This window comes from Kribbella sp. NPDC048915 (assembly GCF_040649595.1).
GTDB lineage: Bacteria > Actinomycetota > Actinomycetes > Propionibacteriales > Kribbellaceae > Kribbella.
In genome coordinates this window covers 42,095-65,563 of record NZ_JBEZFT010000038.1, presented here as the reverse complement: position 1 = coordinate 65,563, position 23,469 = coordinate 42,095, and the positions used below count along the sequence as shown (strand labels likewise).

Sequence of the window (23,469 nt, the reverse complement as noted above, 5' to 3'; positions counted from 1 at the left end):
GGACAAGCGCTTCCTACCGGGAGTCCCGCTGCTTCACGTTCACCGACACACCGCTTGACACCAAACCGTACCCACTAACTAAGCGGCATTGGGGTCAACCCCTCGTGTTGGGGGTTCTCTGCTGGTGTACCAACAGAGAACCCCCAACACCAGCGGACAACCGGTGCAGCCCCACCGCTACCTGTCCACGCTCCCGAGGAGAAACGGCTCCGAGAAAAACGGCTCCGGCCGATGCTCAGCCGCGGACTGCGCCTTCCGTGGCGCCCTTGATGAACTGGCGGGCGAAGAGCGCGAACACGATCACCAACGGCACCATCGCCATCAACGCGCCGGTCATCACCATGCTGTAGTCCACGCCGTGTGAGCGGTTCAGCGTCGACAGCGCGACCTGCAACGTCACGTGGTCGGGGTTGGTCAGCACGATCAGCGGCCACATGTAGTCGTTCCAGGACGCGACGAACGTGAAGATGCCGAGGAACGCCAGCGCCGGCCGCGCGGACGGCAGCGCCACGTGCCAGTACGTCCGCAGGAAGCCGCAGCCGTCCAGCGTCGCGGCCTCGATCAGCTCGTTGTGCACCGAGTTCTGGAAGTACTGACGCATCCAGAAGATGCCGAACGCGTTCGCGGCACCGGGAATGATCAGCGCCTTCAGTGAGCCGACCCAGCCGAGCAGGGCCATGGTCTGGAACTGCGGTACGGCGGCCAGTTGCGCCGGCAGCAGCATCGTCGCCAGCAGGATCACGAACAACGCGTTCCGCCCCGGGAACCGGAACTTCGCAAACGTGAACGCGGCCAGCGAGTCGAAGAACAGCACCAGCGCCGTGGTCGACACCGCCACGACCGCGGTGTTGGCCATCGACTGGAAGAAGGCGACGTTCGCGAGCACCTGCTGAACGTTGTCGAAGAAGTGCCCGCCGAACGTGAACTTCGGCGGGAACCGGTAGATATCCGCGGTCGTGTTGGACGCCATCACGATCGTCCAGAAGAACGGGAACATGAACACCAGCAGGGCCAGCAGCAGTACGGCGTGCAGCGCGATCCCGCGCAGCCGGTAGCGCATCATCGGTCATCACTCCGTCCGCGGAAGATTCGCCAGTTGATCGCGGTGAACAACAGCACCAGTACGAAGATGCTCAGCGCGATCGCGGCGGCGTACCCGTAGTCGTTGTCCAGGAACGCGGCCCGGTAGAAGAACAGCACCACGGTCATCCCGCTCTGCCCGGTCCCGCCGCTGTTGCCGACCATCACCTGCGGCTCGGTGAATGTCTGCAGGCCGCCGATCGTCGACATGATGACGGTGAACAGTACGACGGGACGCAGCTGCGGCAGCGTGATCGCGAAGAATGTCCGGACCGGGCCCGCACCGTCCACCTTCGCGGCCTCGTACTGATCCTTCGGGATCGCCTGCAGACCGGCCAGGTAGATCAGCGTGTTGTAGCCGACCCACTGCCACACGATCATCGTCGAGATCGCGATCTTGATGCCCCACGGCTGCCCGAGCCAATCCTGCTCCGGGATGCCGAGGGCCCGCAGTGCGGCGTTCACCAGGCCGAAGTTCGTGCTGAAGATCGAGCTGAAGAAGATCGCCATCGCGACCAGCGACGTGACGTTCGGGATGAAGTACGCGATCCGGTACACGTTGGTGAACCGGACCGCGGACTGCAGCATCACCGCGAGCACGAGCGCCAGCACCAGCGTCGGCACCGTCGACAGGAAGAACAGGACGACGGTGTTCTCCAGCGCCTGCCAGAAGGTCGGGTCCCTGACCAGGAACGCGAAGTTGTCGAGTCCGGTGAAGGTCCGCGCGTTCAGGCCGTCCCAGCGCTGGAACGCCAGCACGATCGTGGACAGCATCGGGTACAGCCCGAACACCGCGAACAGGATGTAGAACGGAGACAGCGCCAGGTAGAACCGCCAGTACGACCAGATCCGCCGCTTCGGCGAAGCCGTGGTCACCCTGGCCGAGGACACGGTCGCAGTGACAGTCACTGCACGCCCTGTCGCTTGGCGATCGCCTTCGCCTTCGACACCGCGGCCGACCACGCCGCGTCCGAGGTCTTGGCGCCGGTCTGCACCGTCTTGAGTTCGTCGTAGAACGGTGCGGCGACCGAGTCGTCGTACGGGCTCTGGTACGCGACCGGGATCGCCTTCGCCGCCGGGCCGAACACGTCGATCGGCACCTGTCCGCCGAAGAACGGGTCGGCCGCCTTGAGTTGCGGCTTGTCGTACGCCGCCGGCGTGGCCGGGAAGATCTGCGCGTCCGCGAACGCCTTGGCCTGGTTGTCCGGGCTGAGCATGTACTTGATCACCTCGAACGCCTGCTGCGGGTCGGCCGCGTTCTTGGTGATCGCGAGGAACGAGCCGCCGAAGTTCGCCGGACCGCCAGGTGTCGGCGCGATCCGCCACTTGCCGACGCTGGACTTCACCGCGGACTTGATGTCGAGTGCGACCCAGGCGGCGCCGATGTCCGCCGGGACCGTGCCCTGGTCGAGGCCGGCGTTCCAGTCCGGGCTGCCGCTCGGCGTCTTGCCGTCGATCTTCAGTGTCATCGCCTTCACCGAGGTGTCCCACGCCTTGCGGATGTGGTCCTGGTCGCCGATGAACTTGTTGTCCTTGGAGATGTACCGCTCGGTGCCCTGGCCGACCGCCATCGCGTAGAGGTCGGTCGCGTCCCAGACCAGCAGCGCCTTCGGGTTCTTCGCCTTCATCTGTACGGCGGCGTCGAAGAAGTCGTCCCAGGTCTTCAGCTGCGCAGCCACCTGCTCGGGGTCGGTCGGCAGCCCGCCGGCGGCGAAGATGTCCTCGCGGTAGTACAGCGCGGTCGGGCCGACGTCGATCGGCAGCCCGATCACCTTGCCGTCGGTCGTGGTCGCCTGGTTGACCTTCCACTCCAGGTAGTCGCCGAGGACGGAGTCCGCGCCGATCGTCTTCAGGTCGACGAACCGGTCGGCCTGCGGCAGCAGCGAGGCGATGTCCTCGCCCTTGATCCCGGTGATGTCGGGGATCCCGGTGCCGCCGTTGAACGTGGTGACCAGCTTCTGCTTGAAGTCGCCGCCCACCTCGGAGTACTTGATCTTCGGGTCCGGGAAGTGCGCGATCGTCTCGTCCAGCACCGACTTGCCGAGGCCGCCCGGCCAGCACCACATCACGAGTTCGGTGGCGGTGTTCTTCTTGGCCGTCGTACCGGTGTTCATCCCGGACGAGCAGCCGACGAGGCTGCCGCCGAGTACGGCCGTGAAGCCCCCGAGCAGTGTCCGACGTGAGAGCTCCATGGTTCTACCTTCCTGAGTGTGCACTGATCAGCGCGTGGAGGTTCTGGTCTTCGGGGTGCGCGGCCTGCCAGTCCGCGAGGTCGGTCCAGCGCGGTGCGGCGTCCGCACCGCCGAGCCGGGTGACCGAGAGTGCGGCGGTCAGGGCGGCGAACCGCACTCGTTGCGCCAGTGGCAGTTCCCAGAGCGTCGCGGCGATGAATCCGGCGGCGAACACGTCGCCAGCGCCGGTCGGGTCGGCCGCTTGCACCGGATACGCGGGTACGGCGACGTACTCGCCGGTGCTCGCGTCGAGAGCAGCAGCGCCCGCGGCCCCGTTCGACACGACGACGAGCGGCACCTGCTCGGCCAGCCGGCGGACGGCCTGCTCCGGCGAGTCGGTTCGCGTGTAGTACATGGCCTCGTCGGCGTTGGGCAGGAACACGTCGCAGTGCCGGAGTTGGTCGAGCACTGCCGGATCCCACTGCTCGCTCGGGTCCCAGCCGACGTCGGCGAACACCACGCTGCCGGCCGCCTTCGCCTTCGCCAGCCACTCGTTCGGCCAGGGTCCGATGTGGGCGGCGACGGCTCGGGCCGCCGGCGGCGTGGTGATCAGCTCGTCGGCCGACAGCAGGGGTGACGTCCCTCGGGTGACCAGCGCCCTGTCGTTGTCGTAGGCAAGGGCCACGGTGAGCGGCGTCTGCCAGCCGGCGAGTCTTCGGGAGAGTGACAGATCGATGCCCTCGGCACTCAGGTAGCTCCACACCCGGTCGCCTTCGGGGTCCGCGCCGAACGCCGCGGCCATGCCGGCGCGCAGGCCGAGCCGGGCCAGCGCGACAGCGAAGTTCGCGATGCCGCCGGGGCTCTCGTGCGACTCGGTGGCCCAGACCTCGGTGCCGGGGCGCGGCGGAGTGGGCAGGCCGAGCACCAGGTCCTGGAAGACCAGACCGGACACCATGACGTCCAGCTCGTGCATGCCGGCACACTCCTGCAGGGTCGATCAAACTCGTTCATGAATCTTGGAACTCTTGCGCAAGTTCCGCAATACCTGATCACAATCTTGACTGAAAATGATTGAGTTTGCGTGATACGGTCTCTCTGTGTTGCCGAAGCAGCGACAGGATCGAATCGTCCGTGAGCTCCGGGCCGACGGCGCCGGGGGCGTCAAGGTGCTCGCCGCCAAGCTCGGCGTCAGCGAGGCCACCATCCGGCGCGACCTCGAGCAGCTGCACGCCGAGGGCCGCCTGACCCGGGTGTACGGCGGCGCGCTCCCCGTGGACGGTGACGAGCCGTTCGCCGACGTGGCCGCCGTTCATGCCGAGGAGAAGGACCGGATCGCCCGCCGTGCCGCCGAGCTGGTCTGTGACGGCGAGTCGGTGCTGCTCGACATCGGTACGACGGCACTCCGGGTGGCGCAGCACCTGCACGGGCGCTCGCTGACCGTGGTGACCAGCAACCTCGCCGTACTGGAAGAGTTGCAGAGCGACGAGCAGATCGAGCTGATCGTGCTGGGCGGTTTCGTGCGCCGTACCTACCGCTCCCTGGTCGGTTATCTGACCGAGGAGAGCTTGCGGCAGATCCACGTCGATTGGCTGTTCCTGGGGACCAGCGGCGTCCGCCCGGACGGCCGGGTGATGGACAGCACGATGATCGAGGTCCCGGTGAAGCGGGCGATGATCAGGGCCGCCGACCGGGTGGTGTTGCTGGCCGACCGGACCAAGTTCCCCGGGCACGGGGTGGCGCGGGTCTGCGAGCCGGGCGAGCTGTCCATGGTGGTGACCGAACCCGAGGCCGACGAGTCGACCCGGGCCCAACTGACCGAAGCCGGAGTAGAGGTGGTTCTCGCGTGAAGCTGACGATCCTGGGTGGGGGCGGGTTCCGGGTGCCGCTCGTGTACCACGCCCTGCTGGGTGACCGCGGCGACGGCCGGATCACGTCGGTCATCCTCTACGACACCGACGCGTCACGCCTGGCGGCCATTGCCGCCGTTCTGGGCCAGCAGGCGACCGACGTGGCCGACGCGCCGGTGGTGACGGCGACCACGGACCTCGACGAGGCGCTCCGCGGTGCCGACTTCATCTTCTCGGCGATCCGGGTCGGCGGCTTGCAGGGCAGGACCGTCGACGAGCGGGTCGCGCTGGACCTCGGCGTGCTCGGGCAGGAGACGGTCGGCGCGGGCGGGATCGCCTACGGTCTGCGGACGCTGCCGGTAGCTGTCGAGATCGCGCAGCGGATCGCCGCGGTCGCGCCGGACGCCTGGACCATCAACTTCACCAATCCGGCCGGCATGGTGACCGAGGCGATGATTCCGCACCTCGGCGACCGCGTGATCGGCATCTGCGACTCCCCGTCCGGCCTGGGGCGCCGCGCCGCGCTGGCGCTCGGCGTGGACCCGTCGACCGCGTTCTACGACTACGCCGGCCTCAACCACCTCGGCTGGCTGCGTGGGCTGCGGTCCGGTGGAGTGGACCGGCTGCCGGAGCTCCTGCAGTCCGCTGACGCGCTGGCCTCCTTCGAGGAGGGCAGGCTGTTCGGTGCGGACTGGCTGCGATCGCTCGGTTCGATTCCGAATGAGTACCTGCACTACTACTACTTCGCGCGCGAGACGCTGGCCGCTGTACAGGGTGTGCGGCAGACGCGCGGCGCGTTTCTGCTGGAGCAGCAGTCCGCGTTCTACGCCGAGACGGGCAAGCACCCCGAGCAGGCGCTGGAGCTGTGGCAGAAGACCCGAGCCGAACGTGAGTCGACGTACATGGTGGAGAGCCGTGAGGTCGCGGACGCGGGGGAGCGGGACGAGCGCGACATGGCCGCCGGCGGGTACGAGCAGGTGGCGCTGTCGCTGATGCGGGCGATCGCGCACAACGAGCGGGCCTCGCTGATCCTGAACGTCCGCAACCGCGGCGTACTGCGGCACCTCGACGACGACGCGGTGGTGGAGATCCCGTGCACCGTCGACGCCAACGGCGCGCTGCCGGTGACCGTGTCGCAGCTCACCGATCACCAGGCGGGCCTGGTCGGCGCGGTGAAGGCCGTCGAGCGGTCCACCATCGAGGCGGCCACCGCGTCCTCCCGCGCGGCCGCCGTGAAAGCGTTCGCCCAGCACCCGCTGGTCGACTCGGTGACCGTGGCCCGGAGCCTGCTCGACACCTACGTGGAACAGCTCCCGAACCTCGGCTACCTGCGCCCTTGACGCCGACTGGTCCCAGCGATTGGTACCCGCGCTGTGGAATCTGGCACAATGGCCTGCTGAGTCCGTCCTGGATCGTGCAGCCCTCTAACTCCACGGCCTGGCCGGCCCATCGAGCTGGCACTGCGTTGTCCCCACGACGCGTCGTGCGGCTCACCAAGACAGTATTCCAAGGGAGACCCCACAAACGTGGCAGTCAAGATCCGTTTGAAGCGCATCGGCAAGAAGCGCACCCCGCACTACCGCATCGTCGTGATGGACGCCCGCAACAAGCGGGACGGCCGGGCGATCGAGGAGATCGGGATCTACAACCCGAAGACCGAGCCCTCGTTCATCCGGGTCGAGTCGGAGCGGGCGCAGTACTGGCTGGGCGTCGGCGCGCAGCCGACCGAGGCCGTCGAGGCGATCTTCAAGGCCACCGGCGACTGGCAGAAGTTCAAGGGCGAGGCCGCGCCGGCACCGCTCAAGGTCGCCGAGCCGAAGCGGGACAAGCAGGAGATCTTCAACGAGGCGCTGGCCGAGGCCCACGGCTCGCTGAAGACGGAGGCGGTGACCGCCAAGAAGGCGGCGAAGAAGGCCGAGAAGAAGGACGACGCCGCCGAGGCCAAGGCCGAGGAGACGCCGGCTGAGGCCAAGGCCGACGAGGCCCCGGCCGCGGAGCCGAAGGCCGACGAGGCCAAGGCCGAGACCACCGAGGCCTGACGATGATGGAGACCGAGGCGCTCGAGCACCTGGTCCGCGGCATCGTCGACAACCCTGACGACGTCAGCGTCCGGGCCCGGAACCTGCGGCGTGGTCGCACCCTCGAGGTGCACGTCCACCCCGACGACATCGGCAAGGTGATCGGCCGCAACGGCCGCACCGCCACCGCCATCCGCACCGTCGTCGGCGCCCTCAGCTCCGAGTCCTCGCTGCGCATCGACTTCGTCGACGAGTTCAACCGGCGCCCGCGCCGCTGAACTCGGCAGTCCGAGCAGTCCTGTTGTGAAGGGCCGCCCCCCGCTCGGGGTGCGGCCCTTCGCTTCGTATCGCGTCGTCACAAGTCGTCACAAGGGAGTAGTGCAGGTGTTGGTGACTGTCGGGCGGATCGGCCGGGCCCACGGGATCAAGGGCGAGGTCGGGATCGACGTGCGCACCGACGAGCCGGATCGCCGGTTCGCCGACGGCGCGGTCGTCGTCACCGACGCCAAGGTGCCGCGGCGGCTGACCGTGGCCTCGAGCCGCTGGCACAGCGGCCGGCTGCTGGTGAAGTTCGCCGAGGTGCCGGACCGGACCGCCGCGGAGCAGCTGCGCAACCTGTTCGTGCAGTGCGACGTGCCCGACGACGAGCGGCCCGAGGACCCGGACGAGTACTACGACCGCGACCTGATCGGTCTCGCGGTCCGGACCGCCGACGGCGCCGACGTCGGCGAAGTGACCGACGTCGTCCACCTGCCGGCGCAGGATCTCTTGGAGATCCGCCGTACCGCGGGGAACACGGTCCTGGTGCCGATGGTCGAGGAGCTGGTCCCGGAGATCGAGCTCGACAAGGGGTACGTCGTGGTGGCCGACCGCCCCGGTCTGCTCGACCCCGACGGCGCAGAGGTGGTCGAGACCGAGCCAGGAGACTGAGATGCGGCTCGATGTCGTCACGATCTTCCCCGAGTACCTGGCTGCGCTCGACGTCTCCCTGGTCGGGAAGGCGGCCAAGAGCGGCCTGCTGGACGTCCGCCTGCACGACCTGCGTGAGTGGACCACCGACCGCCACCGGACCGTCGACGACACCCCGTACGGCGGGGGAGCGGGCATGGTGATGAAACCGGAGCCGTGGGGGCAGGCGCTGGACGCGCTCGCGCCGCCCGGCGGTCCGACGCAGCCGCGGCTGATCGTTCCGACGCCGGCCGGCCGGCCGTTCACCCAGGAGCTGGCCTACGAGCTGGCGGCCGAGCCGTGGCTGGCGTTCGCGTGCGGGCGGTACGAGGGCATCGACGCGCGCGTGGCGTCGTACGCGGCGGAGCGGATGCGCGTCGACGAGGTCTCCATCGGCGATTACGTGCTGAACGGCGGCGAGGTCGCCGTACTCGTCATGGTCGAGGCAGTGGCCCGGCTGTTGCCCGGTGTGATCGGCAACCCGGAGTCCCTCGCGGAGGAGTCGCATTCGGGCGACGGCCTGCTCGAGTACCCGGTCTACACGAAGCCGCCGAGCTGGCGCGGGTACGACGTACCCGACGTGCTGCTGTCCGGGAACCACGGGCTGATCTCGGAGTGGCGTCACGAGCAGTCGGTACGGCGTACCGCGGAACGCCGGCCGGATCTGCTGGCCGCGTGGGGCGATGTGCTTGCCGGTAAGGACGATTCGAGCGGCGTCCGCATCCTCCCGGCGACCGCGGCCGATGCTGGGGAGATCCACGTCCTGCAGTTGGCTGCTTTCCTGTCGGAGGCGCGGCTGTACAACGACTACACGATCCCTCCGCTGACCGAAGGTCCTGAGGACACGGCGGCTCGGCTGGAACGTGGTGGTGTCTTGAAGGCGGTGGCCGGTTCCCGTGTCGTGGGGTCGGTCCAGTTGGTCGTCGACGGCGACGTCGGGCGGATCGAACGGCTGATCGTGGCCCCTGATTGGCAGGGGCGTGGCCTCGGTACCCGCCTGCTCCGCGCCGCCGAGCAGTTGGCTCCGTCGGGCGTCACGTCGTACACCCTGAACACCGGGGCGCTGAGCGAGCGCAATCTCGCGCTGTACCGGAAGGCGGGGTACCGGGAGATCAGTCGGGAGCCGCAGACTCCGAAGGTGGATCTGGTGTACCTCGGCAAGCGCCGCTGGCGGAAGTGAGCCGCGTCATGCTCACGCTGCGCTGCGCGTTCGCTCTGATTTCGTCACTGTGTGGGGCGTGTGGCAAGATTGTCTGCTGCTGCCCTTCGGTGCTCCTGCCACAGGGGGTGACCACCGACCGGCAGCCTTTTGATGACTTCATCACCACCTAGATTCGTGGGTGACCTGTGGCACGCGCGAGAAAGAGACCCCTGATGAGCAACGTCCTGAACGAGCTCGACAACGCGAGCAAGCGCGACGACATCCCCGCCTTCCGCGCAGGTGACACCGTCAAGGTGCACGTCAAGGTCGTCGAGGGCAACCGGTCCCGCGTCCAGGTCTTCCAGGGTGTCGTGATCCGCCGCCAGGGCGGCGGCCTGCAGGAGACCTTCACGGTCCGCAAGGTCAGCTTCGGCGTCGGCGTCGAGCGGACCTTCCCGCTGCACACCCCGATCGTCGAGAAGATCGAGGTCGTCACCCGCGGCGACGTGCGCCGCGCGAAGCTGTACTACCTGCGCGAGCTGCGCGGCAAGGCGGCGAAGATCAAGGAGAAGCGCGAAGTTCCGGCTTCCTGACGCCGCGTAACGACGGTCACCTATGGCGCCGAGCACTGCGACTCGCGCTCGCCCTCGATCCGCACCGAAGAGGGCACGTCGCAGCAAGGGACGTCACCGCAGGCTGAAGCAGCGGAATCCGCTGCTCAGCCTGCTCGTCGAGATGAGCACCGTGACGGTGCTCGCACTCGTCATCACCGTGGTGCTCCGGCTGTTCGTCGCGGAGGCGTTCTACGTCCCGTCGGAGTCCATGTACGACACGCTCACCAGGGACGACCGGATCCTCGCGGAGAAGGTCACGTACCTGCACCGCGACGTCGACCGCGGCGACATCATCGTCTTCAAGGATCCGGACAACTGGCTGAACGAAGAAGTGGTCCAGCCCGGAACGGTGCGCCGGATCGGTGAGTTCGTCGGCATCCTGCCGCGAAGCGGCGAAGGTCATCTGGTGAAGCGGGTGATCGGCATCGGCGGCGACCGGGTGATCTGCTGCGACAAGGACGGCCTGATCACGGTGAACGGCATCCCGCTGGACGAGCGGGAGTACCTGCTGCCGGACGCCAAGCCGTCCGAGGTGCCGTTCAATGTCCTGGTGCCGGCGGGTCACCTGTGGGTGATGGGTGACAACCGCGCCGATTCCGCCGACTCCCGCGCCCACATGGGCGGCCCCGGTGGCGGATTCGTGCCGGTCGAGAACGTGGTTGGCCGCGCTTGTTGCGTAATCTGGCCGTCTGACCGGATGACGATGCTGCGTCCTCCGGAAACCTTCAAGAAGCCGGGGCTGAAGAAGTGACCGATACACCGACCAAGACGGACGCCAAACCCGCTCATCGCTCGGGGTTCGCGGCCGCCGCCCGCGAGTTCGTGCTGATCGTGGTCGGTGCCCTGATCGTCTCCTCGATCCTGCGGGCGTTCGTCGGGCAGATGTTCATCATCCCGAGCGAGTCGATGGAGAACACACTGCTGGTCGGTGACCGGGTCGTGGTGGAAAAGCTCACCGACGTCAAGCGCGGCGACGTGGTCGTGTTCGAGGACCCGGGCGGCTGGCTCGGCGCCGAGGAGAGCGGCCAGAAGCGCGGCTCGGTCGGCCGGTTCTTCGAGATCGTCGGCCTGCTGCCGGACTCCAGTCATGGCCATCTGATCAAGCGCCTCGTCGGCATGCCGGGCGACAAGGTCGCCTGCTGTGACGCCAAGGGCCGGTTGCTGGTGAACGGTCAGCCCCTCGACGAGACCAGCTACCTGTATCCGGGCGACGCGCCGTCGCAGATGGAGTTCCAGGTCACCGTCCCGGCCGGCCGGATCTTCGTGATGGGCGACCACCGGTCCGCGTCCGGGGACTCCCGGGTGCATCTGCAGGACGTCGACGCCAACGGCGGCAACCAGGGCGACGCCGCGTTCGTGCCGCTCGACAAGGTCACCGGGCGGGCGATCATGATCGTCTGGCCGGCGGGTCGCTGGGGCAAACTCGGCGTACCGGACACGTTCAAGAGCGTTCCCGCTCCCGGGCCGCCGCCGGACAAGCCTTCGATCTCGCTCACACCGCCACCTAAGTGAGCCGTTGTCGGCTCTGTTGCCTAGGGTTGGTCGTGTGATGCGGAGGGCTGAATGAGCGCGTTGCCGCGCGGGAGCACGGTACGGCGGGACGCCGGGCTGTACGGGTACGAGCGGGCCCTGCGCCGCGTCGGGCTGGGCCCGATCGCAGGCGTCGACGAGGCCGGTCGTGGGCCGTGCGCGGGGCCGCTGGTGGCCGCCGCGGTGATCCTGCCGGAAGGCAAGCGCGGTCAGATCCCGGAGCTCGCCGATTCGAAGCTGCTCACCGCGAAGGCGCGCGAGCGCTGCTACGAGCAGATCCGCAAGCGCGCCCTGGCCTGGTCGGTGGTGTCGATCGAGGCGGCCGAGTGCGACCGGCTCGGCATGCACGTGGCGAATGTCGAGGCGCTCCGCCGGGCGTTGTTCCGGCTGGACGTGCGCCCGGCGTACGTGCTCACCGACGGGTTCGGTGTCGACGGACTCGGCGTCCCCGGCCTGGCGATCTGGAAAGGTGACCGGGTGGCTGCCTGTATCGCTGCCGCGTCGGTGATCGCGAAGGTGACCCGGGATCGGATGATGGAGCACTGGGACACGGTGTACCCGCAGTACGGGTTCGGGATCCACAAGGGGTACTGCACGCCCGAGCACCAGGCGGCGCTCGACGAATACGGTCCGTGTCCGCAACATCGCCGCCGGTTTGAGAATGTCCGCCGCAGTCTGCGGCCCGTTATGGGACAGAATGTGACCAGTCCCACCGGAGTGGAGAGCCTGCCTGTGAGAGAGCGTAGCGAGCGCGCTCATGCCGGAACCGAGCGGAGCGAGGTGGAGGTATGAGCGCTGACGACCTCGAGAAGTACGAGACCGACATGGAGCTGCAGCTCTATCGGGAGTACAAGGACGTCGTCGGGATCTTCAAGTACGTGGTGGAGACCGAGCGGCGCTTCTACCTGTGCAACGCCGTCGACCTGAAGGTGCGTACCGAGGGCGGCGACGTGTACTTCGAGGTGACGATGGCCGACGCCTGGGTCTGGGACGTCTATCGTTCCGCCCGGTTCGTGAAGAACGCCAAGGTCGTCACCTTCCGCGACGTGAACATCGAGGAACTCGCCAAGTCCGACCTCGAGGTCCCCAAGGACTCCGACTTCGGCCGCTGACGTTGTCCACAACCGCAAACTGAGGTCCGCATTCGAGGGCTGATCCCGGCACTTTCTCTGCCGGAGGTGGTCATCGATGCGGACCAGCAACACCGTCGGACGGTACGGCGAAGATCTCGCCGCGAGGTATCTCAGCAACCACGGATTCGCCGTGCTCGAGCGCAACTGGCGCTGCGCACTCGGCGAGATCGACATCGTCGCCCGCGAGGGCGACACACTTGTCGTCTGTGAGGTGAAGACCCGGCGCGGGCTGAACTACGGCTCGCCGCTGGAGTCCATCACCTATCGCAAGCTGACCACGCTGCGGCAGCTGGCCGGCCGCTGGCTGCAGACCCACGACCTGAGACCGGCCGAGATCCGGATCGACGTGGTCGCGGTCCTGTTCGAGCCGAACACGCCGCCCCGCCTGGACCATGTCCGAGGAGTGGCCTGATGCCGCTCGCCCAGACCTGGTCCGTCGCGCTTGTCGGCCTCGAGGGCCATCTCGTCGAGGTCGAGGCCGACATCGCCCAGGGCCTGCCCAAGACCACCCTGATCGGCCTGCCCGACACCTCGCTGTCCGAGGCCCGCGACCGCGTCCGCGCGGCCGTGGTGAACAGCGGCGAGCGGTTCCCCGACCGCAAGGTCACGATCGGCCTGTCGCCGGCCACCTTACCCAAGACCGGCTCCCACTACGACGTCGCGATCGCCGTCAGTCTGCTCACCGCTGCCGGTGCGGTCGATCGCAGCGCGATCCGTCAAACGGCCATGATCGGCGAGCTGGGTCTCGACGGCCGCATCCGCGAGGTCCGCGGCGCCCTCGCGATGACGCTCGCCGCCGCCCGCGCCGGTTTCGACCGCATCGTCGTCCCGGACCTGAACGCAGGCGAGGCCCGCCTCGTCCCCGGCATCTCCGTGTACGGCGCTCGCTCACTGCGCCAGGTCCTGGCCCTGCTTCGCGGCGTCGAGATCCCCGACGAAGCACCACCCCGCGCCGAGCCGCGTCTGGTGTCCGAGGCCCTGATCCGCGTCCCGAGCGTCGACCTCGACGACGTCATCGGCCAGCGCGAAGGTCGCCGGGCCATCGAAGCGGCGGCCGCCGGTGGCCACCACCTGTTCCTGCACGGCCCACCCGGCTCCGGCAAGACGATGCTCGCCGAGCGCCTGGCCGGGCTGATGCCCGATCTCAGCACCGATGACTCCCTGGAAGTCTCCGCCGTCCATTCCCTCGCCGGTCTGCTCACCAACGACGCCGAGCTCGTGCACCGCCCGCCGTTCATCGCGCCGCACCACACCGCCTCGCTCGCCAGCCTCGTCGGCGGTGGCTCCGGCGTACCGCGCCCCGGCGCGATCAGCTGCGCGCACCGGGGCATCTTGTTCATTGACGAAGCGCCCGAGATGCACCCGTTGACACTCGACACGTTGCGTCAGCCGCTCGAATCCGGATTCGTCGAGGTGCACCGGGCTGCGGCCGTCGCGAAGTTCCCGGCGCGCTTCATGCTCGTCCTCGCCGCGAATCCGTGTTCCTGCGGTCTCGCCGGCACCGACCAAGGGATCTGCACCTGCACCCCACAGAGCCTTGCCCGTTATCGCCAACGCATCAGCGGCCCGATCAAGGACCGCATCGACATCCAACGCCAGATCCTTCCCGCGGCGCGCTCCGTCACCAGCGGTGAAGCGCCGGAGTCCAGCGCAGCTGTCGCCGCCCGCGTCCAAGCCGCGCGTGACCGCCAACTGCACCGCTACCGCGACACCGGCTGGTTCCTCAACAGCGAGGTCCCCGGCCCCGTCCTCCGCCGCGACTATCCCATCGACACCGCCGGCCAACGCCTTCTGGAAGACCACTACACCGCCGGCCGCCTCACCGCTCGCGGCTTCGACCGCGTAGTCCGACTCGCCTGGACCCTGGCCGACCTGGCGGGTCTGGATGCCCCCACCGTCCACCAGACCCACGAAGCCTTCCTCCTCCGCTCCGGTGCGCCCTTGACTCCCCTCACCGACGTCCGCCCCCTCAAAGGCGCCCCCCAATGACGCACCACGTCCGCACCCCACCAAGCCGCCTCCTCGAAGGAGACTCCCGATGACCTACACGCTCCTTCCGGAGACACACTCCGCCGGCGGTCCTGGCGGCGGAGGTTCGCGTGACCCAGGGACCGGTCGTCCGAGGCACGCCGACGAGTTCGGTTCTGGGGAGGGGACCGGCGGCGCGGGCCTGGTTGTCGGAGGCAACGGTGACGAGGAGCGCCTGGCCCGCGTGGGCCTGTCCCGCGTCGTCGAGCCCGGAGACCTGGCCGCCCTGAAAGCCTTCGACGGCCTGCACCCGACAGAAATCTGGGATCGCCTGCACCGCAACCTCCCCGGCCTCGAACGCTGGTCGCCCCGCCTCGCCGCCGCCGACCCCCGCAGAGACCTCGAACGCGCCGAAGCCGCCGGCGCCCGCTTCGTCATCCCCGGTGACGAAGAATGGCCCGAGCAGATCGACGTTCTCGACGAAGCCGGCCAACTGTCCCGCCGCGCCGGCGTACCGTTCGGCATCTGGGTCCGCGGCCGGATGAGCCTCCGCCAGGCGCTGACCAGTTCCATCGCCGTGGTCGGAGCCCGGGCGTGCTCGTCGTACGGCGAACACGTCGCCGCCGAACTCTCCTGCGGCCTCGTCGACCAAGGCGTCACCATCGTCTCCGGCGGCGCCTACGGCATCGACGCAGCCGCCCACCGCGCAGCCCTGGCCGCCGGCGGCGTGACGATCGCCGTCCTCGCGTGCGGTGTGGACGTCAGCTACCCGAAACGCAACTCGGCCCTGCTCAGCCGCATCGCCGCCGACGGAGTGGTCGTCAGCGAACTACCACCCGGATGTTCCCCCACCAAGCTCCGCTTCCTCGCCCGCAACCGTCTGATCGCCGCCATCACCCAAGGCACCGTCGTGATCGAAGCCGCCGTCCGCAGCGGAGCCCTGAACACCGCCGGCTGGGCCGAACAATGCGGCCGCCCCGTCCTCGCCGTCCCCGGTCCGATCACGTCCCGCATGTCCGCCGGCAGCCACTTACTGATCCGCGAACGCAACGCCATCCTGGCCACCAACGTCGCCGACATCATCGAAGCCATCTCGCCGTTCGGCACCAACCTGACGCCCACCCCCAGAGCGCCGCAGACCCTCACCGACACCCTCCACCCAGACCTTCAACGAACGCTGGACGCCGTCCCGGTCCACAACCCGGCCCCCACCCAGCACATCGCCACCACCGCAGGCCTGGACGTCCCCACCACCCAGTCCTGCCTGGAAACCCTCACCGCCCTGGCCCTCGTAACCGCCACCCCCACCGGCTGGCGCCTCCACCCACCCCCCAACTGAAAGCTCACCCACCGCAACCACGCCTGGTCGGGCGCGGAAGCCTACGGTGGGTGAGCTGTGCTGGGTGACCTCGTGGTGCGTGAGCTTGTGGTGCGTAAGCTTGTGGTGCGTGAGCTTGTGTGCCTAGGCCCCGTGGTGCCTAGATGATTGATGCGCGGCCCGAAGGTGTGCACGCTCGACAGTTAGTGTGGCGCGGGGCGGGTGTGTTCGGCGCCTGAATCACGCTCAGCTGTGACCCCTGGCACGAGAGACGTCCTGTCGACCTGACACAAGCCACACGCCCGAGCGTCCTCGGCCCCATCACTACGACCACCGAATCCAGACCAGGCCGTGCATCAATTATCTAGGCCCCGTGGTGCGTGAGCTCGTGGTGCGCGAGCTTGTGGTGCCTGGGCCCGTGCTGCCTGCGCCCGTGCTGCCTGCGCCTTCCGTGGGGCGGTGCTAGCTGCGCATGTGTTTGCCGCGGGTCGGCTTCTGCTGGGATGGGGTGCGGACCGCTCGGAGTTCGGTGGGGCGGTCCTGGTCGTGGCGGATGGGCTGGAAGCCGCCGGTGCCGGGGTCGGTGTCACCGAGGTCGTAGTCCCAGCTGTCCTCGTTCGCGAGGCGGCTGTGCCAGCGGCCGTAGAGGCCGTAGATCGCGATGCCGAGGATCATCCAGATGCCGAACTTCGTCCAGGTGCTCGTCTTCAGGTTCAGCATCAACCAGAGTGTCGCCGCGAGGGACAGCAGCGGGATCAGCGGAACCATCGGGACCCGGAAGCCGCGCTCCAGGTTGGGCTCGGAGCGGCGCAGGGTGAGGACGCCGATCGCGCAGAAGGCGAAGCAGAACAGGGCCCCGATGACCAGGAGCTCCTCGAGTTCGAGGACCTTCGGGTAGAGCGTGAGGGCCAGCGCGGCGATGCCGGCGGCCGCGGCGGCGCGGGCGGGGGAGGAGTAGACCCGGCTGACCCGGCCCAGGCTCTTCGGCAGCAGCCCGTCACGACCCATGTTGAACAGCACGCGGCTCTGCGCGATGAGGACCACCATGATGACGGTCATCAGAGCGAGCAAGGCCCCCAGATTGACCACCTTCGCGGCCCATCCAACCCCGACCGCGGCGAAGGCTTCCGAGACCGGAGCGGCGCCGCCGAGCTGCCCGTACGGGCGCATGCCGACCAGGACGACCGCCATCGCGATGTAGAGGATCGTCACCGCGCCGACGCCGAGCAGCATGCCCTGCGGGACGGTCTTGCGCGGGTTGCGGGCGTCCTCGGACGCGGTCGCGATCAGGTCGAAGCCGATGTACGCGAACACGATCGTGCTCGCCGCGGTGAAGATGCCCATCGTCCCGAACGAGCCGAACGACGAATCCAGGATCCAGCCGAGCAACGTCGGACTCGCGGTCGCGGGCGCTGCCCGGGCGGTCGGCACGAACGGTTGGTAGTTGGCCGTGTTGATGTGCGCCGCGCCGACAATGACCACGAGCAGGATCACGGCGACCTTCGCGATCACGACGACCGTCAGCACGCGCGCCGACAGTTTGGTGCCGGTCACGATCAGCGCGGTGAGGATCAGCAGCAACAGCGGCGCAACCAGGTTGACCTTGGCCTCAGGGCCGAAGAACTGCGCTATCCCTTCGGGAAGCGTCACCCCGAACCCGTCCAAGGTGGCCAGGAAGTACGCCGACCAGACGCGGGCGACGATCGCGGCCGCGGTCACGAGTTCGAGTACCAGCGCCCAGCCGACCAGCCAGGCCCACGCTTCTCCGAACGTTACGTAACTGAATGTGTACGCACTGCCCGAAACGGGGATCGTGGACGACAGTTCGGCGTAACAGGCCGCGGCCAGCACACAGACGATCGCGGCGATGACGAACGACAGGATCACTGCCGGTCCGGCGACATTCGCCGCCTGGACGCCGCTGATGCTGAAAATACCGGAGCCGATCATCACGCCCAGGCCGAGTACGACCAGGTCGCGACGACCGAACAAACGCGGCAGACGGTGCCGCGCGTCCTCGACTCGAGTGAACGCCGACTCGACCGGCAGGCGCCGGCCTACGGTCTGTCCGTTCGCTGAGGGGGCCATGGTCAGGGGTGCCTCCGTTGCTACTAGGGCAATCGGGCCGAACAGTAGTCGACCGCCGGGATATCGACCAGCCCCTCCTTTCGCTGCCGTCCGCGCGGTGCCTTGCGATGCCGGGTCACCTCACGCATCGTCGACACATGACGCCGGACGAAGTCAGCGGAAACCGTTCCTGGCCGGAAGGCTTCGTTGCGTTACTGGCTGACTACGAAAGGCATCTATCGGCGGAAAGAGACCTCAGCACTCACTCGGTGAGAGCCTACATCGGAGACGTCGCGGATTTACTCGAACATTTGATTCGGCTTGGTCACGATGATCTCGCCCAATTGGACATCCGTGGTCTCCGGTCGTGGTTGGCAAAACAGCAAAGTCTGGGGAAATCCCGCAGCACGATGGCCCGCCGCGCGACCGCGGCAAGGGTGTTCACGTCGTGGGCGCAGCGGACCGGGCGGATCCAGACCGACCCAGGAGCGCTGCTGGCGAGCCCGAAGGCGCACAAGAGCCTTCCAGGGGTGCTCGGTCAGGACGACACCCGGGCCGTGCTCGACGCCGCCGCGGTCGCTGCCGATGACGGCAGCCCGGTCGGCTTGCGCGACCTCACGATCATGGAGTTGCTCTACGCGACGGGTATCCGGGTGGGGGAACTGTGCGCCCTCGACGTCGACGACATCGACCGGTCGCGTCGCGTCGTACGGGTGTTCGGGAAAGGGCGGAAGGAGCGGTCGGTCCCGTACGGGGTGCCGGCCGCGCAGGCGCTCGAGCGGTGGCTCGCCGAAGCGCGACCGAAGCTCGTCCGCGAGGGGAGCGGGCCGGCGGCGTTTCTGGGGGCTCGTGGCGGGCGGATCGATCAGCGAACGGTGCGGCGGATGGTGCACGAGCGAATCGCCGCGGTGGACGCACCGGATCTCGGACCGCACGGGCTGCGGCACACGGCGGCGACGCACCTGCTGGAAGGTGGAGCGGACCTGCGGAGTGTGCAAGAACTCCTCGGGCACGCGTCGCTCGCGACCACACAGGTCTACACCCACGTCTCGAACGATCGCCTTCGGCAGGCCTACAAGCAGGCGCATCCGCGGGCGTGACGGTGGACGCCGGAGTGATTCCAGAGCGGGGGCTGCGGCGCGCGGAGGCCGGGATACGGCAGACTGCGGGACATGCGGGTTTCGGCGAAGTCTGACTATGCGTTGCGAGCTCTGATCGAGATCACCCAGCGATGGGTCGAGGGCGACTCTGCGGTGGTTTCGGCTGAGGAGCTCAGCCGGGCTCAGGGCATTCCGCACGGGTTCCTCCAGGGGATCCTCGCCGATCTGCGTCGGGCCGGCGTGCTGTCGAGCCAGCGCGGGCAGTCGGGTGGTTGGCGGTTGGCTGTCGACCCGAACGAGATTTCCGTGGCCGACGTGATGCGGGCGGTTGACGGGCCGATCGTGAGCATTTCGGGTGTGCGGCCGGAGAGCGTGTCGTACAACGAGCACGCGGTCGTGCTCCAGCGGGTGTGGATCGCTGCCCGCGCGAGCCTGCGGGACGTGCTGGAGAACACCACGCTGGTCGACCTCGCCAAGAACAAGCTCCCGGCCGGCGTCGAGCGCCGCTCCCGCGACGAAGACGCCTGGCAAGCCCGAGTCCCCGGCAGCTGACCCAACCAGCCGATCGACCCCGCGAAAGCCCGCGCTCCACTCGCGCTCCGGGCCGCAGTCCACCTCGCGATCCCACCTCGCGATCCCACCTCGCGACCCCGGCCTGCGACCGCGCACGGGCTCCGGCCCGCGACCCAGCGCCTCGTTCCGCGGTGAGATGGCATGGGTCAGCCGCGGTGGAGGAGCAGGGCGGTGGTCAGGGTCAGGGCGGCTGTGGCGGCGATGACGAGGGTGGCTGCACGGCGATTCGCGGGTGGTGGCTCGGTCGGGGGAGTGGCGGTTGAGCGGGCTGGGCGGGTGGCGGTTTGGGCAGGCTCGGGTGAGGCGGTCTTGGTGCTTTGGTGTGGGGCAACGTCGATCAGTTGATTGCCCAGGGGGAGTAGGCGGATCGGGCGGTCGGGGAGCAGCGTCAGGGGGTTGAGGTACTGCTTGCTCTGCAGGAGCCCCCAGTGCAGGCAAGTTCGCGGTGGGCAATGGGAGCCGGCGGAGGACAGGCGGCCGAGGACTGTGCCAGGGGTCACGGCGGTGCCGGGTTTCACCTCGGGGACGACGGGTTCGTACGTCGTACGGCGTTGGCCGCTGGTGATCGTGACGACGCCCCGGCCGGCGAGCGAGCCGGCGTACGTGATCGTGCCGGAGGTGGCGGCGCGGACGGCTTGGCCGGGGTGGCCGGCCAGGTCGACGCCGCGGTGGCCGGGGAGCCACGGCTTCGCGGGCAGGTCGAAGCCGCGGACGACTTCGGGGCGGGGGTCGAGGGGCCAGGTCGGGGTGTCGGCGGGTGGGAGGGGGAGGGCGGCCAGGGTCAGGAGGGCGAGGTTCATGTCAGGGAAGATGCCGCGATCGAGGTGGTCGCGGACCGGGAAGTTGGTCGCCTGTGGACAACCCTCGGCCCGCTCGAACCGCGCTGACCGAGTCGGCTACGGCGCGCTCAGGGCCGGTTCGCGTGGCGGGTCGGTGGTCGCGTACACTTCCGGTGGCGCCCCGTGTGAGCGGGGCGACTACGCATGCCCGCGCAACAGCGTCGATTCCTTCGGTCCCGGAGCAGCTCCGGGTGGATTCGCGCCGACGGGCATCAGGCGCCGCGGGTCACCCGATCCGGGGCGGGACAACCGAGAAGCGACCCGGGCGATCCGGGTCCGTAGGAGGAACACCTCATGGCCGTCGTGACCATGAAGCAGCTGCTCGAGAGCGGCGTGCACTTCGGGCACCAGACCCGTCGCTGGAACCCGAAGATGAAGCGCTACATCCTGACCGAGCGCAACGGCATCTACATCATCGACCTGCAGCAGTCGCTGTCCTACATCGACCGCGCGTACGAGTTCGTTCGCAGCACGGTGGCGTCCGGCGGCACGATCCTGTTCGTCGGGACCAAGAAGCAGGCCCAGGAAGCGATCGCCGAGCAGGCGACCCGGGTCGGGATGCCGTACGTGAACCAGCGCTGGCTGGGCGGCATGCTGACCAACTTCCAGACCGTGAACAAGCGGCTCCAGCGGCTCAAGGAGCTCGAGCTCATCGACTTCGACGACGTCGCCGCCTCCGGTGTCACCAAGAAGGAGCTGCTGCAGAAGCGTCGCGAGCACGACAAGCTGCTCAAGACCCTCGGCGGTATCCGTGACATGGCCCGCGTTCCGTCGGCCGTGTGGATCGTGGACACCAAGAAGGAGCACCTCGCCGTCGACGAGGCGCGCAAGCTGAAGCTGCCGATCATCGGCATCCTGGACACCAACTGCGACCCCGACGAGGTCGACTACCCGATTCCGGGGAACGACGACGCGATCCGCTCCGTCGGCCTGCTGACCCGCGTGGTCGCCGACGCCGTGGCCGACGGCCTGATGGCCCGCTCGGGCCAGGGTGCGGCCGCCGCCGGCGAGGAGCTGGGCCAGGAGGAGCCGCTGGCCGCCTGGGAGCGTGAGCTGCTGGAGAGCCAGGGCAACGCCGCCAAGACCGACGCTGCCGCGCCGGCCGAGGCCGCCGCGACCGAGGCTGTTGCGACCGAGGCTGCGACCGACGCTGCGACCGAGGCTGCGGCCAAGACCGACGCTGCCGCGCCGGCCGAGGAGACCGCCGCCAAGGCCGACGAGACCCCGGCCGACGAGGCCGCGGCGTCCGAGAAGCCCGCCGAGGCCTGAGCGCCTGATGGCCGCCCGGGTGATCCCGGGCGGCCCACTCCGGACCGGGTACGGCGGTCCGCGCCGGGTACCGCCCGGAGACGGACCGAGGGACCGGCCGGCAGCCTCCCGCAATCCCCCAGCACCGACAAGACGAGAGAACGAGGAATGGCGAACTACACCGCCGCTGACGTGAAGAAGCTCCGCGACGCCACCGGCGCGGGCATGATGGACGCGAAGAAGGCGCTCGAGGCGACCGACGGCGACTTCGACAAGGCGATCGAGGAGCTGCGCATCAAGGGCGCCGCCAAGGCCGCCAAGCGGGGCGCCGAGCGCTCCGCCACCAACGGCCTGGTGGCCGCGGCGGAGAACGCGCTGATCCAGCTGAACTGCGAGACCGACTTCGTCGCGAAGAACGAGCAGTTCCAGCAGCTCGCCGCCGACATCGTCGCGCACGCCGCGGCGAGCAAGGTGGACGACGTCGAGGGCCTGCTCAACGAGAAGCTGACCGACGGCAAGTCCGTCGCCGAGAACATCGAGGCCCTGGCCGCGGTCATCGGCGAGAAGCTCGAGCTGGCCAAGGTCGCCGTCTTCGACGGCCAGGTGACGGCGTACATGCACAAGCGTGCCGCCGACCTGCCGGCGCAGGTGGGCGTGCTGGTCGAGTTCGAGGGTGACAACGTCGAGGCCGCCCGGGGCGCCGCCATGCAGGCCGCCGCGATGCGCCCGCTGTACACCACCCGCGACGAGGTCCCGGCCGAGACGGTCGAGAACGAGAAGCGGATCGCCGAGGCGACCGCACGCGAGGAGGGCAAGCCGGAGGGCGCCCTGCCGAAGATCGTCGAGGGCCGGCTGAACGGGTTCTTCAAGGACGTCGTGCTGCTCGAGCAGCCGTCGGTGACGGAGAACAAGAAGTCCGTGAAGGCCGTGCTGGACGAGGCCGGTGTGACCGTGAAGCGGTTCGCCCGCTTCGAGGTCGGCGCCTGATCCCGCGAAGGATCTGACCGGACAGACGACGAACGAGGAGGCCGGAATCGTGACGGAAACCCTGGGTACCGAGACGAGTCCGGCCTCTTCGCCGTTCTCGCCCGCCTACCACCGGGTGCTGCTGAAGCTGTCGGGTGAGGTGTTCGGCGGCGGGAAGCTCGGCGTCGACCCCGACGTGGTGAACTCGATCGCCAAGCAGATCGCCGAGGTGGCCCGCGCGGGCGTCCAGGTCGCCGTCGTGGTCGGCGGCGGCAACTTCTTCCGCGGCGCTGAGCTGCAGCAGCGCGGTATGGAGCGCAACCGCGCGGACTACATGGGCATGCTCGGCACCGTGATGAACTGCCTGGCGCTGCAGGACTTCCTGGAGAAGCTCGGCATCGAGACCCGGGTGCAGACCGCGATCACGATGGGCCAGGTCGCCGAGCCGTACATCCCGCGCAAGGCCGAGCGGCACCTGGAGAAGGGCCGGGTCGTGATCTTCGGCGCCGGTTCCGGCATGCCGTACTTCTCCACCGACACCGTCGCCGCCCAGCGTGCGCTGGAGATCGGCGCCGAGGCGCTGCTGATGGGCAAGCAGGGCGTGGACGGCGTCTACGACTCGGACCCGAAGAAGAACCCGGACGCGGTGAAGTTCGACCAGCTGTCGTACGACGACTTCCTGTCCCGCGGCCTGCGGGTCGCCGACGCCACCGCGATCAGCCTGGCCCGCGACAACGCGCTGCCGATCGTGATCTTCGGTCTCGAGGAAGGCAACATCGCGCGGGTGATCCACGGCGAGAAGATCGGCACGGTCGTCTCGAGCAACCGGTAACACCCCGTCACACCGGGCGCGTGCGCCGCACCCCGAACCCGGCGTACCGCGATTGACTCGGACGGATCCGGGCCGT

The 23,469-nt window shown here is 68.7% G+C and carries 25 protein-coding genes; 19 read left to right on the top strand and 6 right to left on the bottom strand.

Annotation, left to right across the window (positions count from 1 at the left end; all coding sequences use genetic code 11):
* Positions 1–235: 235 nt before the first annotated feature.
* The 4 genes from AB0B82_RS20410 to AB0B82_RS20395 are packed head-to-tail and all read right to left on the bottom strand — an operon-like array spanning position 236 to position 4,224.
* Positions 236–1,060 (bottom strand): carbohydrate ABC transporter permease, encoded by an 825-nt coding sequence (locus AB0B82_RS20410; protein WP_360170470.1) that lies wholly within the window; start codon positions 1,058–1,060, stop codon positions 236–238.
* Complete coding sequence (locus tag AB0B82_RS20405) at positions 1,060–1,956, bottom strand: sugar ABC transporter permease (protein WP_360170452.1); 897 nt, start codon at positions 1,954–1,956, stop codon at positions 1,060–1,062. The genes AB0B82_RS20410 and AB0B82_RS20405 overlap by 1 nt, the downstream gene beginning before the upstream one ends.
* Positions 1,957–1,985: 29 nt before the next feature.
* The gene (locus AB0B82_RS20400) at positions 1,986–3,272 is read right to left on the bottom strand and encodes an extracellular solute-binding protein (protein WP_360170449.1); all 1,287 of its coding nucleotides are present in this window, start codon (positions 3,270–3,272) and stop codon (positions 1,986–1,988) included.
* A gap of 4 nt (positions 3,273–3,276) precedes the next feature.
* Positions 3,277–4,224 carry a PfkB family carbohydrate kinase gene (locus AB0B82_RS20395; protein ID WP_360170446.1) on the bottom strand — a complete coding sequence of 316 codons (948 nt, stop codon included), beginning with the start codon at positions 4,222–4,224 and terminating at the stop codon, positions 3,277–3,279.
* A 124-nt stretch (positions 4,225–4,348) separates the two neighbouring features.
* Between AB0B82_RS20395 and AB0B82_RS20390 the strand changes: the two genes are divergently transcribed.
* The 14 genes from AB0B82_RS20390 to dprA all read left to right on the top strand — a co-directional run bounded on the left by AB0B82_RS20390 (position 4,349) and on the right by dprA (position 15,789).
* Positions 4,349–5,098 carry a DeoR/GlpR family DNA-binding transcription regulator gene (locus AB0B82_RS20390; protein WP_360170443.1) on the top strand — a complete coding sequence of 250 codons (750 nt, stop codon included), beginning with the start codon at positions 4,349–4,351 and terminating at the stop codon, positions 5,096–5,098.
* Positions 5,095–6,438 carry a 6-phospho-beta-glucosidase gene (locus AB0B82_RS20385; RefSeq protein ID WP_360170440.1) on the top strand — a complete coding sequence of 448 codons (1,344 nt, stop codon included), beginning with the start codon at positions 5,095–5,097 and terminating at the stop codon, positions 6,436–6,438. Before AB0B82_RS20390 ends, AB0B82_RS20385 begins: the two co-directional genes overlap by 4 nt.
* A gap of 186 nt (positions 6,439–6,624) precedes the next feature.
* A complete protein-coding gene (rpsP, locus tag AB0B82_RS20380; protein WP_360170437.1) occupies positions 6,625–7,137 on the top strand; it encodes a 30S ribosomal protein S16 in 513 nt (170 codons plus the stop codon).
* A 5-nt stretch (positions 7,138–7,142) separates the two neighbouring features.
* Positions 7,143–7,394 carry an RNA-binding protein gene (locus AB0B82_RS20375; protein WP_131292053.1) on the top strand — a complete coding sequence of 84 codons (252 nt, stop codon included), beginning with the start codon at positions 7,143–7,145 and terminating at the stop codon, positions 7,392–7,394.
* A 106-nt stretch (positions 7,395–7,500) separates the two neighbouring features.
* Positions 7,501–8,046 carry a ribosome maturation factor RimM gene (gene rimM, locus AB0B82_RS20370; protein WP_360170434.1) on the top strand — a complete coding sequence of 182 codons (546 nt, stop codon included), beginning with the start codon at positions 7,501–7,503 and terminating at the stop codon, positions 8,044–8,046.
* Between the two features lies 1 nt (position 8,047).
* Positions 8,048–9,244: a tRNA (guanosine(37)-N1)-methyltransferase TrmD gene (gene trmD / locus AB0B82_RS20365; protein WP_360170431.1), complete on the top strand. Its 1,197-nt coding sequence runs from the start codon at positions 8,048–8,050 to the stop codon at positions 9,242–9,244.
* Between the two features lie 194 nt (positions 9,245–9,438).
* Complete coding sequence (rplS, locus tag AB0B82_RS20360) at positions 9,439–9,798, top strand: 50S ribosomal protein L19 (protein ID WP_360170428.1); 360 nt, start codon at positions 9,439–9,441, stop codon at positions 9,796–9,798.
* A gap of 142 nt (positions 9,799–9,940) precedes the next feature.
* Complete coding sequence (lepB, locus tag AB0B82_RS20355) at positions 9,941–10,570, top strand: signal peptidase I (RefSeq protein ID WP_360170425.1); 630 nt, start codon at positions 9,941–9,943, stop codon at positions 10,568–10,570.
* The gene (lepB, locus tag AB0B82_RS20350; protein WP_360170422.1) at positions 10,567–11,331 is read left to right on the top strand and encodes a signal peptidase I; all 765 of its coding nucleotides are present in this window, start codon (positions 10,567–10,569) and stop codon (positions 11,329–11,331) included. Before lepB (AB0B82_RS20355) ends, lepB (AB0B82_RS20350) begins: the two co-directional genes overlap by 4 nt.
* 51 nt (positions 11,332–11,382) lie before the next feature.
* On the top strand, positions 11,383–12,141 hold the full coding sequence (locus tag AB0B82_RS20345; RefSeq protein ID WP_360170419.1) for a ribonuclease HII: 759 nt from the start codon (positions 11,383–11,385) through the stop codon (positions 12,139–12,141).
* The gene (locus AB0B82_RS20340) at positions 12,138–12,461 is read left to right on the top strand and encodes a DUF2469 domain-containing protein (protein ID WP_012922325.1); all 324 of its coding nucleotides are present in this window, start codon (positions 12,138–12,140) and stop codon (positions 12,459–12,461) included. The genes AB0B82_RS20345 and AB0B82_RS20340 overlap by 4 nt, the downstream gene beginning before the upstream one ends.
* Positions 12,462–12,537: 76 nt before the next feature.
* The gene (locus tag AB0B82_RS20335; RefSeq protein WP_360170416.1) at positions 12,538–12,894 is read left to right on the top strand and encodes a YraN family protein; all 357 of its coding nucleotides are present in this window, start codon (positions 12,538–12,540) and stop codon (positions 12,892–12,894) included.
* On the top strand, positions 12,894–14,471 hold the full coding sequence (locus AB0B82_RS20330; protein WP_360170413.1) for a YifB family Mg chelatase-like AAA ATPase: 1,578 nt from the start codon (positions 12,894–12,896) through the stop codon (positions 14,469–14,471). Before AB0B82_RS20335 ends, AB0B82_RS20330 begins: the two co-directional genes overlap by 1 nt.
* A 49-nt stretch (positions 14,472–14,520) precedes the next feature.
* The gene (gene dprA, locus AB0B82_RS20325) at positions 14,521–15,789 is read left to right on the top strand and encodes a DNA-processing protein DprA (protein WP_360170410.1); all 1,269 of its coding nucleotides are present in this window, start codon (positions 14,521–14,523) and stop codon (positions 15,787–15,789) included.
* Between the two features lie 441 nt (positions 15,790–16,230).
* Here the strand turns inward: dprA and AB0B82_RS20320 are convergent, their stop codons facing one another.
* Positions 16,231–17,856, bottom strand: a complete 1,626-nt coding sequence (locus AB0B82_RS20320; RefSeq protein ID WP_360170407.1) for an amino acid permease — start codon at positions 17,854–17,856, stop codon at positions 16,231–16,233.
* A 137-nt stretch (positions 17,857–17,993) separates the two neighbouring features.
* Here AB0B82_RS20320 and AB0B82_RS20315 point away from each other — a divergent pair, with 137 nt between their 5' ends.
* Both AB0B82_RS20315 and AB0B82_RS20310 read left to right on the top strand, forming a co-directional pair.
* A complete protein-coding gene (locus AB0B82_RS20315; protein WP_360170467.1) occupies positions 17,994–18,935 on the top strand; it encodes a tyrosine recombinase XerC in 942 nt (313 codons plus the stop codon).
* 72 nt (positions 18,936–19,007) lie between these two features.
* Complete coding sequence (locus AB0B82_RS20310; protein ID WP_360170404.1) at positions 19,008–19,487, top strand: Rrf2 family transcriptional regulator; 480 nt, start codon at positions 19,008–19,010, stop codon at positions 19,485–19,487.
* Positions 19,488–19,654: 167 nt separating this feature from the next.
* Here the strand turns inward: AB0B82_RS20310 and AB0B82_RS20305 are convergent, their stop codons facing one another.
* Positions 19,655–20,308 carry a M23 family metallopeptidase gene (locus AB0B82_RS20305; protein WP_360170401.1) on the bottom strand — a complete coding sequence of 218 codons (654 nt, stop codon included), beginning with the start codon at positions 20,306–20,308 and terminating at the stop codon, positions 19,655–19,657.
* A 333-nt stretch (positions 20,309–20,641) separates the two neighbouring features.
* On the opposite strand from AB0B82_RS20305, the gene rpsB reads away from it, so the two are divergent.
* The 3 genes from rpsB to pyrH all read left to right on the top strand — a co-directional run bounded on the left by rpsB (position 20,642) and on the right by pyrH (position 23,393).
* On the top strand, positions 20,642–21,616 hold the full coding sequence (gene rpsB, locus AB0B82_RS20300) for a 30S ribosomal protein S2 (RefSeq protein WP_360170398.1): 975 nt from the start codon (positions 20,642–20,644) through the stop codon (positions 21,614–21,616).
* Positions 21,617–21,763: 147 nt separating this feature from the next.
* On the top strand, positions 21,764–22,582 hold the full coding sequence (gene tsf, locus AB0B82_RS20295) for a translation elongation factor Ts (RefSeq protein ID WP_360170395.1): 819 nt from the start codon (positions 21,764–21,766) through the stop codon (positions 22,580–22,582).
* A 49-nt stretch (positions 22,583–22,631) separates the two neighbouring features.
* The gene (gene pyrH, locus AB0B82_RS20290) at positions 22,632–23,393 is read left to right on the top strand and encodes a UMP kinase (protein ID WP_360170392.1); all 762 of its coding nucleotides are present in this window, start codon (positions 22,632–22,634) and stop codon (positions 23,391–23,393) included.
* Positions 23,394–23,469: the final 76 nt, after the last annotated feature.

Coding starts and splice junctions, on each gene's coding strand:
- AB0B82_RS20410 (WP_360170470.1), bottom strand. CDS start 1,060: ATGCGCTACCGGCTGCGCGGGATCGCGCTGCACGCCGTACTGCTGCTG.
- AB0B82_RS20400 (WP_360170449.1), bottom strand. CDS start 3,272: ATGGAGCTCTCACGTCGGACACTGCTCGGGGGCTTCACGGCCGTACTC.
- AB0B82_RS20395 (WP_360170446.1), bottom strand. CDS start 4,224: ATGCACGAGCTGGACGTCATGGTGTCCGGTCTGGTCTTCCAGGACCTG.
- AB0B82_RS20375 (WP_131292053.1), top strand. CDS start 7,143: ATGGAGACCGAGGCGCTCGAGCACCTGGTCCGCGGCATCGTCGACAAC.
- trmD (WP_360170431.1), top strand. CDS start 8,048: ATGCGGCTCGATGTCGTCACGATCTTCCCCGAGTACCTGGCTGCGCTC.
- rplS (WP_360170428.1), top strand. CDS start 9,439: ATGAGCAACGTCCTGAACGAGCTCGACAACGCGAGCAAGCGCGACGAC.
- lepB (WP_360170425.1), top strand. CDS start 9,941: ATGAGCACCGTGACGGTGCTCGCACTCGTCATCACCGTGGTGCTCCGG.
- AB0B82_RS20345 (WP_360170419.1), top strand. CDS start 11,383: ATGAGCGCGTTGCCGCGCGGGAGCACGGTACGGCGGGACGCCGGGCTG.
- AB0B82_RS20340 (WP_012922325.1), top strand. CDS start 12,138: ATGAGCGCTGACGACCTCGAGAAGTACGAGACCGACATGGAGCTGCAG.
- AB0B82_RS20335 (WP_360170416.1), top strand. CDS start 12,538: ATGCGGACCAGCAACACCGTCGGACGGTACGGCGAAGATCTCGCCGCG.
- AB0B82_RS20330 (WP_360170413.1), top strand. CDS start 12,894: ATGCCGCTCGCCCAGACCTGGTCCGTCGCGCTTGTCGGCCTCGAGGGC.
- dprA (WP_360170410.1), top strand. CDS start 14,521: ATGACCTACACGCTCCTTCCGGAGACACACTCCGCCGGCGGTCCTGGC.
- AB0B82_RS20320 (WP_360170407.1), bottom strand. CDS start 17,856: ATGGCCCCCTCAGCGAACGGACAGACCGTAGGCCGGCGCCTGCCGGTC.
- AB0B82_RS20315 (WP_360170467.1), top strand. CDS start 17,994: ATGACGCCGGACGAAGTCAGCGGAAACCGTTCCTGGCCGGAAGGCTTC.
- AB0B82_RS20310 (WP_360170404.1), top strand. CDS start 19,008: ATGCGGGTTTCGGCGAAGTCTGACTATGCGTTGCGAGCTCTGATCGAG.
- AB0B82_RS20305 (WP_360170401.1), bottom strand. CDS start 20,308: ATGAACCTCGCCCTCCTGACCCTGGCCGCCCTCCCCCTCCCACCCGCC.
- rpsB (WP_360170398.1), top strand. CDS start 20,642: ATGGCCGTCGTGACCATGAAGCAGCTGCTCGAGAGCGGCGTGCACTTC.
- tsf (WP_360170395.1), top strand. CDS start 21,764: ATGGCGAACTACACCGCCGCTGACGTGAAGAAGCTCCGCGACGCCACC.